We start from the raw sequence: 13,155 nt of genomic DNA on the forward strand, positions 1-13,155 counted from the left end.
TAACGGAGTATTCTTGTATTGAGCAGTGAGAACATGAGTAAGTGAATTGCCTAAGGCGTCCAACCCTGACTTTTTGATTTGGCACATAACATCAGATCCGCAAGGCGTATGGCGCGGTCTAAGAAATACCGTGTTGAGATGCAGATCCAGCCCCGTCCACTCCACCTCTGCCGTAAAGGCGTCCGGATATTCTCTCAAACCGAGCAAGGAGGTCGCCCGATATCTATCCCGACTTCCAGTGATACTTGGATTCTTGACGGTCAAGGTAGGAGCAGACTGTGTTAAATGGATCGCATAGGTTTCTCCTGCCAGGTACTGGGCAAAAATGGTATTGGCGACAGTGTGAGGAATGGCAATAATGGCATTCGTTCCGGTCGGCTGCTTGTCGGTAATATTTCCCAAAAACTTTGGAACATATTGTACAGGTGGCGTCTCCACGACCAATCCGTTTAAGACGAATGCGTTGCTGGTCGCTGCAAGGGCGACATGCACCGGCACTGCCTTCCCATCGCCTACTGCTATGTTCATTGGAGATGTCTGGTAGAGCCGGCTAGCGCCGCGGGGCAGATCAAAACTGATTTTGGGATGCTGAGACTTGGAGAGGCCATGAAGCTTGATGGGAGTGAATTCCACTTGCCAGGGAGTCCACCGTACTTTTAAGTCGACTAATCCGACCCACTGCGGCGACCGATCATTCGCGATGACTCGCTTCAGAATCGTTAAAGGCACACCGTTGCAATCATCCTCTGCTAATCCTCGCGTGACTCTATCGTTCCTGACCTCGCCTGGATAGAGAATGCCGATGAACTTCGCAGTGCCGTCTGCCTCCTTGCCCCCACAGTACATGGTATCGACCAATGAGAGGGATGCTGCCTGACTCCCTTCAGAGCTCATTCCTGTAAACACGATAGGGAGCATATGAGAGACGAGGTCCTGTGCGAACGTATGAAACATCACCGCTTCTATTGCAAGACGTTCTCGCGCTTCTACATCCCGACATGGAGTAAGAAGCGCCAGAGTGATTGTCAGGACCATGCAGAAGAGTCTCAGGTTATCAAACAGGTGTTTCATCGATTCTCATGCAGGCCACGGCCTGATTTCCTCTGACAGAATGGCATGTTCACCTGACCCCGGGAGACCGCGCTTAACTTTGACGTTCTCCTGTCTGCAGCATATCCCAATCTCTGAATGAGCTGTGAAAGGTAACCAAGATGACGACGTTGGTCAATGTGCACATTGATCTAGGGGATGGCTAAACCGGACCCGGTTTCTTTGGACAGTCATTTGGATCACAATACTGTCCAAGGAGGCTGGGAATGGATCGATCGAAATCTTCAAAAGAGCCAGTACCGTTTCGCGAGGACTCTGAGCCGCCTGAACGGTGGAGTGCCCAACGGAAGACGGAACTGGTCCTTCGGCTCCTGCGGGGCGAACCGCTAGACAGCGTGTCGCGAGAGAGCCAAGTCCCGGCCCATGAGCTCGAGAGCTGGAAACGGGCATTCCTGGAAGCGGGGGCCCGGGGGTTGAAACGCCACACCGATCCGGAAGACCGGGAGCTGATCCGGACACGCGCCAAGTTAGGGGAAGTGATGATGCGCCTGGAGCTCGCCGAAGATCTGCTCGAAAAAAAAGGGTACGGGGAGGAATTGAAGAAGCGCAGGCCATGAGGACTCACATCAGTCCCAGTACCGGTCGCCGATATCCCCTCGCCCTGATCTGCCGGGTGTATGGCTTGGCGCGGTCGACCGTCTATGCTGACCGGCCGGCGCCGACCCCGGCCGCGACACGCAAGCGCGGACCGAAAACGCCGGTCAGTGATCAGAAGCTGGTCACCGCTATTCGGCAGGTCCTGACGACAAGTCCGTTCCATGGGGAGGGCTATCGCAAGGTGCGCGCCCGCCTAAGCCACGCGGGCATCCGCGTCGGCGGCAAGCGCGTCTTGCGCCTGATGCGGCAGCATCAGCTCTTGGCCCCGCGCCGGCTTGGACCGCCCAATGGCAATCCCGCGCACGATGGCCGCATCATCACAGATCGGCCCAACGTGATGTGGGGGACCGATGCCACGCGCTTCTATACCAAGCAGGAGGGCTGGTGCTGGTTCTTTGGCGCTGTGGATCACCATACCGATGAGGTGGTCGGCTGGCATGTGGCCAAGCGCGGCGATCGCTGGGCCGCCCTCCAACCGCTGCGCGATGGGGTGCAGACGATGTTTGGCCTCTTCGCCAAAGAGGTTGCCCGCGGCCTGCAGATTCGCTGTGACTGGGGCCCGCAATATATCGCCGCGGCCTGGATCCAGGAAGTCCACTGGCTCGGGATGACCATCTGCCCCAGTTTTGTTGGCGAGCCACAATGCAATGGCGTGGCCGAACGGTTTATGCGCACGCTCAAAGAACACTGTCTCTACCTGCATCAGTTTGAGAGCCTCGAGCAGGCCAGGCAGATCATCGGAGAATTCATCCACCGGTATAACCACCAGTGGCTGATCGAGCGCCTGGGCCACCGTACCCCAGTACAAGCACGCTTGGATGCTCAGCAGCCAGAGGCCGCCTAATGCGAGGCAGCCAGTTCATGGCGGGATCCACCTGAAAAATGACGCACACAGTTGACTCAGGATCCAGGATCGCCGGTCGACCCAATACTCACCATAGGGGCAAAATCGGTCCAATGAACGCTCAGACCGCGATCATTGAAAATGGGACCACCCTATTTAAGAGGAACACTGTCCAGAAAACCGGGTGCGGTACATGGCTGCCCAGCGATACACGCCTCGAAACAGCTGCACTGCTATGCGAGACTCGTGTATCTCGGCATGGGTATAGCCGCCATGCCGCGACTACAATAACAGTACGTTACGGAGCCGAAAAATTGATCGGTGAGGACTTCTTGCTCACAGGCAGCTATGGTGACCGGCAAAGTGCCTTGAGGAGCACGGTCTATTTTGGCCTTTATTGCGACTGGGATTGTTCTCCGCCATGATAGACAGAGTCCCGCACAGATGAGCTTCGCGCGCGTCCGCAGAGCTAGACCGCCTGTACTGTATCCTGGAAGTACGCGAGTGAGTGGAAACCTGCGCACGGGATGGTATTGAATCTACTGAGTGCTAACTCTCTGCTTTGCCACCTTGAGTGTATGCCTGCCGCGTGGCAACGAGTCATTCATAATCTGCGGATTGAGAAGTCTTAGTTCCAGGTAGTACGTGCCGAGGTCATTGGCAATCGCGGCCAGATGCCGCTTTGGTTCCGTCACCAGTACAGTGACGGTTTCGGTCTCCACCGGTGCATAAAGATCTTCTTTGTTCAGACCCAAATAGCGATCGGGGTGAGAGTAAATCTCTTTCGCAGCAATCAGACGCGGCACGTACCGCATGACATCGCGGTTATCAGACAGTTTCCAATACTCCCGGACTTTCTGCTCGGATAATGCCCTCTCTACATGATCCTCGCCGGCTAGGTAGGCCGCCATTGCCAGAAACCAGTCTCCCGTTTTGGTCTTCGCGGCGCTCAACCGTGCCATCGTGGCGCCAATAGATAGTTCCAGTTGCCTTCGATTCACGGGCGGGGAACTCCCCCGACTCCGCTTTCGTTGACTCGTCCCTTGTTGGCGTTGATAGGGAACCGACACCGTATGGGGACATTGACTATCGAGCAGCAGGAGGTACTTCAAATCGTCCGGCAGCCCTGCGGCGGCCAATTGCTGTTCAAATTGCGGGAAACATCGCCCGCTTCGCTTGGCTAAAATGACGCTCTGTCCCTCATCGGCAAGAAATTGGTAGAACTCATATTCAATACGCTCGCGCACTTGCCAATTGTCCAGCGGCACCGATTGGCCCGCAAACGTTAAGCGTTCGGGCAACTGAAACGCACTCAAGAACCGCGTGCGCGGCTCGCGTTGAACCTCTGGAATCACAATTAACTGTTGTCCCTCCCCTGTCTCGGGGACGCCAAGAGATGGAGCGGCTTTTGCGACACTATGACCAAAGAAAGATCGTCCGCCGGCGAATGCCATAAGCTCCACACCAAGCAATAGGCCGAGTATGACCAGCAATGCGGAACGAACAGCCGGGTACTGAAGAATTCGACGGAAAGGTAGTAAGGTATAGTGCATCGGTACTAAATACTAGCAGGTGTCACCTGGCTCAGCAAGGTCGCTCGTTCGCGAACGGCTACTCACCGAATGTCGCATACAAGACGACTCACAGAAGGAGTGTGAGGGGTGCTGCTATCGCAGCTGCCATAGCGTATAGTAATGGGATGCAACACGTGATCCTGTCCGATTACCGTGAAGAACAACTCCGTCTTCTGCGAGCAGAACGGGAGCAGCGCTATCAGCAAGCTCGGGTCAACTACCAACAAGAATTGCGCGCCTATGATGAAGAGGTCTCGGCGCTCGCCGAGACCTCTCACACCGCATTCCGACGCCTGCGTCTTGTCCATGGGATCGGGGCATGGTGGCGCCACCGGACACTCTTCAAACGTGGTGACCCGCCTCCGCCCCTACTTGAAGGGCCGTCCGTCGAAGAGCAACGTCTGCAAACTGAAGCAGAGGCAGACCAGCGGCTGGCCGCGGATCTGCTCGCCGCACTGCCGGGTCGAGCATGGATGCTTTTGAAGGGGTATCAGAATCAAAAGGGAAACATCGACTATCTGTTAATCGGACCGGTGGGTGTTGTCGCCCTAGAGTGTCAACATCTCTCCGGAACGATCATTTGTGCTAAGGACCGCTGGATGCGACAGAAATACGATCCGAAGGGGGCACCCGCGACACAGGTGCCGATTCTTGATCGGAACGGAAGAACTCCGTCGCAGCAACTCAACGAACCCGTCGCAGAGCTCATAGAGCGGCTTTCACAAAAAGATGTGACCTGTGAGATCTCAAGAGCGATCATCCTCACACATCAGGATGTCCGTCTCAGCACCGCGGAACCTTCGACGGTACAGATTGTTTTACTCGCGAATGTACAGCCGTTCTTGTGGGAACTATGTCGTTCTGCCTCGTCTTTCGTTCCGACAGAACGTATCGTTGAATTCGTCAAAGAAGATCACCACTATTGGCATCAACGAAAAGGTCCGACACTTCAAGAGCAGCGCGGATGATGACGTATCGTAGATCGATGTGCAGGTCGATGTCATCCTCCATTGTGTTCCGTCGTGTCGCCCAGTGTCACACCATCCATCCAGCGGTCCAGCGCCGCAATTGCACACAGCCGTCCACAGAGGTACTGCACGCCTGCCGGAGCCCCCGCCTGCAGCAGCGCTGAAGGGGTAAATCCCATGGGCCGAACACAGGCTTCGTGGTCGTGACCGACCACCAGCGTGTACCAATGATTCGTTTCTTTCTTCACGGCTTGGCACCCATCACAGACGATTTGCGACATAATAGGCATGTCAGTCTCCCGTATTCGTGATTCACTATCCGGCATAGTACTCGCACCTCCTCCCTGAACCAATCCGGCAGGAGGCGTACGACTTTTGTCGAAGTCGTGATGGGAGCCGCCTGGACCATCGACGTAGAACCACAGAGCAATTGTTTCACCGATTCAATCTTGACATGCTGCAGGCATGAGAAATCTACGTGTACTGTTGATTGATGACCAGCCGACAATCTTGATGCTCGTACAAGCATTGCTTGAGCGAACGCTCCCGGGGGTTCACGTGATCACCGCCGACTCGGCAGCCAAGGCGCTTCACGTATTGCAGAAGGAGCCATGTGATGTCGTGCTCAGCGATGTCAGTATGCCGGGCGAGGATGGCTTCTTCGTTCTCAAACAGGTGAGACGGCAGTGGCCGGACCTTCCTGTCGTATTGATGTCCGGAGTCCCGCTCGCTCAGGAGGCGCGCACCGCTGGAGCGAACGGGTTTCTTCTCAAGCCGTTTAATCTCGATGAGTTCCATGCCACCCTCTCGGCCGTGGCGGCATTGCACCGTGACGCCATTGGCACCTATTGTAATTACCTCGCCTAAATCGACACTCTAATGAGTAGTCGTGGCCTTCTGAATTATCTCGGATCGAGAATATTTGGGCAGGCATGACCGGAATCCCATCTACCGGATGGTTGGTCCGCTAAATCTTCGGATCGTGCTGCTTCGCATTCCTCCTCAATCCCATACAAGGCCGTCCTTTGAACGGTGTCCCCTTCATGACTGGAGCCTTGCCGCCGGCCGAGTCCAGAGCATTTGGTGACTTAAGCGTTCACCCTCGAGGACACTTTGTTCACTTGACAGATATGCGGGGCAGCACGAATCAGCGGCAGTTCAAAACTTTTGCCGCCTTACGTTGAGGAACTTGGTGGCGCGGCACTTGCTATGCCTTCATCGGGACAGATGAAATGTGAGGTAGGCGTATGACAACCAAGGAAGTCGGCATCTCATGCTCACTGCTCGACACGATCTTTATATGGGAATGTGAAGACTGCCATCGCCGGTGGACCGACGATGTACGAGTCGACTGTCCATTCTGTACACCCCTTGATCAATCTGTACGCTGGGACGACTGGACGATCTGGGATAGCTGAAACAAGTTACGATCATCGCCAGTCGTTGATCGAGGTCCTGCCCCCCAAAAAAAGGAGAGGATGACGTTCCAATGCTGGAAGCCATGCTCTCCTTATCTGAAACACCTGCTTTCACCCCAGCATCATAGAATGCCGCCAGAATGTATGAAATCGTTACCTTACTTCTCTAATCGTTGCAACGTCGTGGCGTGCCCTTTTTCCGTAATGTACGCCTTCACCCGATCCCCTTTAACGACTTTGTCCATCTTCGTACTCGTATCAACATGAACGCGTACCTCTTTCCCATCATCGTCTTTGATCACATACTGTTCGCCATTGATTTGCATCAACGTGCCTTTGACCGCGTCCTTCATCAAGCGCTCTTTCAGATCAGGCTTGGCTTCCTTCTGCGACATTGGATCTTCGGCCCACGCTCCCGTCACACCGATGCACGTGGTCAACGCCACGAACAGAACTAATGCCACAATTTTATACATAACCTGGCCCCCTTGGTGAATGATTGTGAGAGTTGAGAGTTGCTGTAAGGCGACGTTTCGCCATTGAGCCCCTCCTGTCTTGCCAAGCCGCATGTTCATATAGTGAAAGAGCCTGCCCCAAGAGGTCGCGCATGCAGGCCGGCGTCATAGTTCGTCCTACCGGGAATGTACTGACTGAACTGCTACGAAACTTGGATCGAGAGCAAGGTGCTGCGGTTTAGAGGCTGTAGAGTAGAACCTAGGGACTGCGGGAAGGACGTGGCATCCGCGATAGAAGGTAATAGCGGGCCTGCTCGCACAAGACCCGAGGCTATGTCATTGAAGAACGAGTGACGTAATACTTGCACGGCATGGTTTTCCTCCCTTATCCGGCCGGATCCAGACACGTAAATTGGTAATGCCTTCTGCTCCCAGGCGCCATTTTTCGTGTTCGAATGTGGCCCCTGATGGACTAAAGTTAAATTCCTGGCGAAGCACTTCCTGGTATGTCTGCCCTCCATCGCGCGAAACGGCTAGGGTGAGTTCTTGCGTCCGACTGACTTCCCTTTCCTCGATCTCAAGACTGACGGTCTCAATGGTCCGCGCCGTATCGAAAGCCAGGACGATGGTTTGGTCGCCCGATTGCTCGGCGATCCATCGGGTGCTGCCGGGTCCCCGTTGGCCGTCACACATGTGGTCGATAGGATGATCGGACAGTTCAGATGTCACGAGAACCGTGGCTACATCTGCAATAGAAATTTCCTGGCCTGACGGATAGGATTCCACTGGCTGGAGGACTTGCTTTCTTAACATACCATCCTCCTCACTTCTCGTTCACGATGATGGCTTCTGCTCTCTCGTGCTTACTTATCAGCGAGGACCGGACATGCCTTCTTTGGTCAGCATCTGTTTGCCGGTTTCGACTGCGCCGCTCAATCCTTTCGCCACATCCCCCATTAGATGATCGACAACATTTCGTAGGCGCCCGCGCATTCCACTACCGGCGCCTGAACCCAGCAGCATTCCCGTCCCAATCCCCAGGAAAAATCCGGCTGCGAAGATAATAGTCGCAACCGCCACTGCTTCGCTTTCTTCTTCGGGTACTTGGTGGTTGATGACTTCTAGAGCCATAATCGTCCCGCTCCTTTCTTCACGTCGACAGGTGTTAATTAAAACTCATGCACGCGTCTTCACACCTATCCTGGTAGGATAACAGATATCTTGAGGATCGGCTGTAAGCATATAGATAGCCTCCCCTTCATGTTGTCATGGACGATAATTACACGTTTACTGACACCACATTACCGACTCGCATGATAATGGTTATTCATAAGCCCACGCGGTGAAGGACTTCAACTACCGACTCTCTCGCGTGTTGTTCTCACACGCTGGCGCACAGACACGGGCATACATGGCTCATGCACTTGTTTCACTCCTCCCATTTCCTCGACTCCTTCGCTTGCTATCAGTGTCCGCATTCCTTATGGGTGTCTTTTGGATCGATCTATCCATGCCCCTTGGCGTAGCCGTGCCCGTCCTTTATGTCATTCCAGTGGGCTGGATTGCCCTTTGGTCGGGGAGAAGAGAGACCATCGCCTTGATCATGACAGGCCTCTGTGCGACGGTCCTAATCGTACTTCGATATGCGTTAGCCACGACGGGACAGAGTGACCTAGCAGCCGTGAACCGGCTCCTTCCATCATGTGTCATATGGGCGACTATCTTATTTGCGCTCTTCAGAAAAGTGCAGGAAGAAGACCGGCAGATGCGAGAGACGTTCTCCCAGGTGTTACACAAACTGACCAGACGAGCGTGGCGAAATAACCGCCGATTGTGATGATCCCTTATTGATCCACAGTATTGTGCTTGTTGTATAGCCGTTCCCCTGCAACTTGTCACAGGCTTGTTCAAGGTGCGTTATAATAAACCTAGAAGGGTCTAAGTGAGGCGCACCATGAAACATTGCGGCATCACCCGTGTGAATCGAGTCCGACCAGTCTGGTGGGCAGCGCCCGTCAGTCTGTGCTTGTACCTACTAACAAGCGGCATCTCCCAGGCAGGAGGATTCACGTCGCCGCAGGAATGTCAGGCCTTTACGGGAGACGATCATCTCAATTGTCTCTACAGCTATATCGCGCGACAACAGACGCACAACGATGCGGTCAACGCGCAGAGGAAAGCTCACGAAGACACGCTCCAACAGTTCGATACACCGAACGCAGTCGAGGAACACGCTGCTGTCCTGGGTGAACGTCAAGGCGAGACGACCGACCGCAAGGATATGCCGCACAGTGCACCTGCTCCGCCGTCTTCAGCTGGAAGAGTGACGCCCGCGATGGGTTCGCCGGCGGAATGTCGGGCCTATTCAGGCGCCGCGCATTTGAATTGTCTGTACGCCTACATCGAAATACAGAACAGTAAGGCGGGGCATGTAGAAGAGGAATTGCAAGCACAGAAACAGATGTTGGGACAGCTTCGGGATCAGATGGACCGGCAGGCAGCGGCGAATCAAGATCTTCAGAGAAGACTGGCCGAACGGGACACCCCATCTTCTTCACCATCTCCAGGATATGTCGCGCCGCCGATCTTTTCGGGATATCCGTATCCCTACGGTTATCCTTGGTATGGGTATCCGGCACCCGGTCTGTCTTTGTACCTCGGAGTTCCTGGATATTACTGGGGCCGTCCATTTTACGGTCCCAGGTTTTTTGGCCCACGATTTTACGGTCACCATCATCGTCGATGATGGCCAAGCCAACATCATCACTACTCAAGACGCCGTATCTCGATTCTCCTTCGTTCAAATTTAAACTGGTCATACGGCAAACCCATCCTGTTTATACTTCATTTTTATACTTCCTTCCGGCCTAACCCAATACTGCCTACGCGAGTTCTCTTGTTTCACTGACAGAGGTCATCACCGAAGGGAATACAATTGGAATAGTTTCGCGCGCTTTTGCCAGGAGGTATGTCCATGCGTTGGGAAACACCATCCTTTGTCGAAATTAAGATGGATGCTGAAATTGGCGGCTATCAAGATGACTTCGGAGACCCACCGGACGTCGCACCTTTTCAGGATGCTCTCATACCGCTTGATCCCAAGGTTACAGACCCAGAAGCGATCCGCGGGACGTGATGCTGCTTCGAATACTCGGGTCGGCAGCGGGAGGTGGATTTCCGCAATGGAACTGTGCCTGCGGCAACTGCCATGGGGTTCGGACTGGCTCGATTCGGGCGATTCCCCGTTCACAGGAATCGGCATGTCTCACTGCAAATGGAACGGACTATGTCCTCATTAACGTCTCGCCCGATATTCGGACACAGATTGAGGCGTATTCCGCGCTCCATCCCCGTACGCGCCGCGATAGTCCGATTGCCGCCATTGTCCTGACCAATGGTGATGCGGATCATTGCGCCGGGCTGTTGTCGCTACGCGAATGGCAGCCATTAGTTGTCTACGCTACGGCATCGGTATGGCACGGGCTCATTGAGCGCAATGTCTTATTTCGCACCCTCGATCGTTTTGCCGGCCATCTCACATGGCGCGAGATCGTGGTGGAATCAGAACAGGAATTGCGATCGGCATCAGGCATACCATTGGGCCTCAGAATGCAGGCTATTGCGGCACTCGGAAAAGTGCCCCTTCACCTAGAGGGGATCGCTCCACCAGCGGCCAGTCAAAACATCGGACTCGTGCTGCGTGCCGATTCTTCGACCGCTAGGGTGGCCTATTTCCCGTCGGTCGGACAGATCACGAAAACCATTCATCAGACTCTGTCGCGGGCTGATGTCATCGTATGGGACGGAACCTTTTGGTCGAACGATGAATTGATGCGCCAGGGTCTCGCCGAGCGATCGGCGCGGCAGATGGCACATGTACCAATCAGCGGCGAGAACGGCACGCTTGCGCAGCTCTCGAACCTCACCGCGCGGCGTATGTTCACCCACATCAATAATACCAATCCCATCTTGCGCGACGATTCGCGTGAACATGACAGCGTCACGGCAGCCGGATGGGACGTCGCGTATGATGGCATGGAGGTCAAGCTATGACGGATACAGCACTCGATGCCCCTCGGACCGCTACGGCCTTTATCGCCCGCCTCCGTGCAGCCGGCGAGTCCCGCTATCACCATCGCCATCCCTTTCACCTCTTGATGCACCGCGGACAGTTGACCCCACATCAACTCCGACAATGGGTCGTCAACCGCTATTACTATCAGACCAGAATTCCCATCAAAGACGCGCTGATCCTGGCTAAATCAAATGACAGCGAGTTTCGTCGAGCGTGGATCCATCGACTCATGGAACAAGATGGGAGCGCCGCTGATCCCGGTGGCCTCGCGCTGTGGCTGAGGCTCGCCGAAGGAGTGGGACTGGATCCACAGACCGTCCGCGAGTGCCGGGATGTCCTGCCTGCGGTCCGGGAGGCGTGCGATCGGTATGTTGAACGTGTCCGCGAGTGGTCTCTCCTCGAAGCCGTCGCCTCCTCACTGACTGAATTGTTTGCGCCACCACTTATGTCTCAGCGCATTGTAGCGTGGGAGCACCATTATTCCTGGATCGCGCCAGGGAGCCTCGAGTATTTTCGGCGTCGAGTTCGTCAAGCCGATGCCGATGCCAATATGGCGCTCACGTATGTCTTGACGCACGCGGTCACTCCTCAAGACCAAGATAGGTGCCTGGAAGCCTGGACGGAAAAGGCCACTATTCTGTGGGACCTTCTCGATGCGGTGTACGCGGACTGCGTCTAGGCACACAACAGATATGATCCAACAAGCGCAGTTTTTAGGGATCCGGCCCAGACTCACCTCCAAGGTGATCGTCCGGGCCGACCGAAGGTCCGGCCGATGCCTGCTCATCTATCCAGAGCGTGGGTTGGAACTCAGTGATACCGCCGAAACGATTGTGCAGTATTGTACCGGCGCCTATGAGGTTCAGGAAATCATCGCACATCTCGTTGTTCGATACGGGCCCGAGCACGGCAATGTGATCGAGCAGGACGTGTGTAACTTTCTCCAGACCTTGATGGACCGAGGACTAATACATGTCGGCTGATTGCCGTCCCTACACCATGATCGCGGAACTGACGTACCGGTGCCCGCTGCAATGCCTGTACTGTTCCAACCCGGTTGACTACCGGGATTCTCACGATGAACTCGAGACGACTCAGTGGCTGACCGTCTTTCGCCAGGCCGAAGCATTGGGCATCGTGCACCTCAATCTCACGGGCGGAGAGCCGCTGTTGCGCGAGGATCTCGAATCGCTGATCGCTGAAGCGCACAGGCTCGAGTTGTATACGCATTTGGTGACGAGCGGCATTCCGCTGACTCACGATCGTCTCATACGTTTGGCGGCCGCCGGCCTTCGCAGTATTCAATTGTCCATTCAAAGCCTTCAAGCCGATGGCATGACACGGATGACCGGGGGACCTTGGCTTGAACACAAGTCCCAGGTGGCCGCATGGATCAAAGAGATCAACCTGCCGTTGACCATCAATATGGTGCTGCACCGAGACAATCTCTCCGAGATCGCCGACATGATTGTCTTCGCAGAGCGGCTGGGAGCCCACCGGCTCGAACTGGCCAATGTTCAATACCTTGGCTGGGCGCTCCGCAATCGGGATGTCCTCTTGCCTACAAAGTCACAGTTAGAGGCGGCACGCGTCGTCGCGCTCGACGCACGCGATCGTTTGCGAGGGTGCATGGACGTTGTGTTTGTATGGCCGGATTACTACCGCGAGTTTCCCAAGTCTTGCATGGATGGCTGGGGGCGCCGCTCCATCGTCATCGCGGCGGACGGTGTAGCACTTCCCTGCCATATGGCGAGAAGCCTCGATGGTGCTTACGGTCTTTCATTTCCCAATGTGAAGAACACCCGCCTCGATACGATTTGGCATGCCTCATCAGGGTTCAATCGCTTTCGCGGCGACGAATGGATGGGCGACCCCTGCCGAAGTTGCTCTAGGCGCTCCCTCGACCATGGTGGTTGCCGTTGTCAAGCGTTCCATCTGGCTGGCAATCCAGCCGACACAGACCCCGCCTGTCATCTGGCTCCATCGCATCATCTTATCGAGGCAGCTCGTGTGCGCGCGGAAACAATGGATCTGAAGCCAGTGACCTTGCACTATCGACGAGTCACGGCATGACCACATGAATCGCGTTCATGTCAGGCGGTCTGCAGAACAGA

17 protein-coding genes (1 of these 17 cut by a window edge) are annotated in these 13,155 nt (G+C 55.1%); 11 read left to right on the forward strand and 6 right to left on the reverse strand.

Annotated elements, in window-relative coordinates; translation table 11 throughout:
• Positions 1-1,071 carry the 5' portion of a hypothetical protein gene (locus ACWHYZ_RS14165; RefSeq protein WP_447983327.1) on the reverse strand. It extends 138 nt beyond the left edge of the window, so only the first 1,071 of its 1,209 coding nucleotides appear in the window; the start codon lies at positions 1,069-1,071; its stop codon lies beyond the left edge, outside the window.
• 245 nt (positions 1,072-1,316) lie between these two features.
• On the opposite strand from ACWHYZ_RS14165, the gene ACWHYZ_RS14170 reads away from it, so the two are divergent.
• Both ACWHYZ_RS14170 and ACWHYZ_RS14175 read left to right on the forward strand, forming a co-directional pair.
• A complete protein-coding gene (locus ACWHYZ_RS14170) occupies positions 1,317-1,667 on the forward strand; it encodes an IS3 family transposase (protein ID WP_447983326.1) in 351 nt (116 codons plus the stop codon).
• The gene (locus ACWHYZ_RS14175; protein WP_447983071.1) at positions 1,664-2,551 is read left to right on the forward strand and encodes an IS3 family transposase; all 888 of its coding nucleotides are present in this window, start codon (positions 1,664-1,666) and stop codon (positions 2,549-2,551) included. The genes ACWHYZ_RS14170 and ACWHYZ_RS14175 overlap by 4 nt, the downstream gene beginning before the upstream one ends.
• 539 nt (positions 2,552-3,090) lie before the next feature.
• Here the strand turns inward: ACWHYZ_RS14175 and ACWHYZ_RS14180 are convergent.
• Entirely contained in the window at positions 3,091-4,005 is a 915-nt protein-coding gene (locus ACWHYZ_RS14180) for a transglycosylase SLT domain-containing protein (protein ID WP_447983328.1), read from the reverse strand.
• A 254-nt stretch (positions 4,006-4,259) separates the two neighbouring features.
• Between ACWHYZ_RS14180 and ACWHYZ_RS14185 the strand changes: the two genes are divergently transcribed.
• On the forward strand, positions 4,260-5,093 hold the full coding sequence (locus ACWHYZ_RS14185; protein ID WP_447983329.1) for a nuclease-related domain-containing protein: 834 nt from the start codon (positions 4,260-4,262) through the stop codon (positions 5,091-5,093).
• Between the two features lie 32 nt (positions 5,094-5,125).
• Here the strand turns inward: ACWHYZ_RS14185 and ACWHYZ_RS14190 are convergent, their stop codons facing one another.
• Positions 5,126-5,383: a hypothetical protein gene (locus ACWHYZ_RS14190; RefSeq protein ID WP_447983330.1), complete on the reverse strand. Its 258-nt coding sequence runs from the start codon at positions 5,381-5,383 to the stop codon at positions 5,126-5,128.
• Between the two features lie 175 nt (positions 5,384-5,558).
• On the opposite strand from ACWHYZ_RS14190, the gene ACWHYZ_RS14195 reads away from it, so the two are divergent.
• Positions 5,559-5,960 (forward strand): response regulator, encoded by a 402-nt coding sequence (locus tag ACWHYZ_RS14195; RefSeq protein WP_447983331.1) that lies wholly within the window; start codon positions 5,559-5,561, stop codon positions 5,958-5,960.
• Positions 5,961-6,669: 709 nt separating this feature from the next.
• Here ACWHYZ_RS14195 and ACWHYZ_RS14200 read toward each other — a convergent pair.
• From ACWHYZ_RS14200 to ACWHYZ_RS14210, 3 genes are all read right to left on the reverse strand, one after another.
• Positions 6,670-6,987, reverse strand: a complete 318-nt coding sequence (locus tag ACWHYZ_RS14200) for a hypothetical protein (protein ID WP_447983332.1) — start codon at positions 6,985-6,987, stop codon at positions 6,670-6,672.
• A gap of 315 nt (positions 6,988-7,302) precedes the next feature.
• Complete coding sequence (locus ACWHYZ_RS14205; protein WP_447983333.1) at positions 7,303-7,779, reverse strand: discoidin domain-containing protein; 477 nt, start codon at positions 7,777-7,779, stop codon at positions 7,303-7,305.
• Positions 7,780-7,836: 57 nt separating this feature from the next.
• The gene (locus tag ACWHYZ_RS14210; RefSeq protein WP_447983334.1) at positions 7,837-8,097 is read right to left on the reverse strand and encodes a hypothetical protein; all 261 of its coding nucleotides are present in this window, start codon (positions 8,095-8,097) and stop codon (positions 7,837-7,839) included.
• A 280-nt stretch (positions 8,098-8,377) separates the two neighbouring features.
• On the opposite strand from ACWHYZ_RS14210, the gene ACWHYZ_RS14215 reads away from it, so the two are divergent.
• From ACWHYZ_RS14215 to pqqE, 7 genes are all read left to right on the forward strand, one after another.
• Complete coding sequence (locus ACWHYZ_RS14215) at positions 8,378-8,803, forward strand: hypothetical protein (RefSeq protein ID WP_447983335.1); 426 nt, start codon at positions 8,378-8,380, stop codon at positions 8,801-8,803.
• Between the two features lie 117 nt (positions 8,804-8,920).
• Positions 8,921-9,712 carry a hypothetical protein gene (locus tag ACWHYZ_RS14220; protein ID WP_447983336.1) on the forward strand — a complete coding sequence of 264 codons (792 nt, stop codon included), beginning with the start codon at positions 8,921-8,923 and terminating at the stop codon, positions 9,710-9,712.
• A 228-nt stretch (positions 9,713-9,940) separates the two neighbouring features.
• Entirely contained in the window at positions 9,941-10,102 is a 162-nt protein-coding gene (locus ACWHYZ_RS14225; protein WP_447983337.1) for a hypothetical protein, read from the forward strand.
• A complete protein-coding gene (gene pqqB, locus ACWHYZ_RS14230; protein WP_447983338.1) occupies positions 10,102-11,019 on the forward strand; it encodes a pyrroloquinoline quinone biosynthesis protein PqqB in 918 nt (305 codons plus the stop codon). The genes ACWHYZ_RS14225 and pqqB overlap by 1 nt, the downstream gene beginning before the upstream one ends.
• Positions 11,016-11,720 carry a pyrroloquinoline-quinone synthase PqqC gene (gene pqqC / locus ACWHYZ_RS14235; RefSeq protein ID WP_447983339.1) on the forward strand — a complete coding sequence of 235 codons (705 nt, stop codon included), beginning with the start codon at positions 11,016-11,018 and terminating at the stop codon, positions 11,718-11,720. The genes pqqB and pqqC overlap by 4 nt, the downstream gene beginning before the upstream one ends.
• A 13-nt stretch (positions 11,721-11,733) precedes the next feature.
• Positions 11,734-12,024: a pyrroloquinoline quinone biosynthesis peptide chaperone PqqD gene (gene pqqD, locus ACWHYZ_RS14240; protein ID WP_447983340.1), complete on the forward strand. Its 291-nt coding sequence runs from the start codon at positions 11,734-11,736 to the stop codon at positions 12,022-12,024.
• Complete coding sequence (pqqE, locus tag ACWHYZ_RS14245; protein ID WP_447983341.1) at positions 12,014-13,114, forward strand: pyrroloquinoline quinone biosynthesis protein PqqE; 1,101 nt, start codon at positions 12,014-12,016, stop codon at positions 13,112-13,114. Before pqqD ends, pqqE begins: the two co-directional genes overlap by 11 nt.
• Positions 13,115-13,155: the final 41 nt, after the last annotated feature.

It is taken from the genome of Nitrospira sp. Nam74, assembly GCF_965152615.1.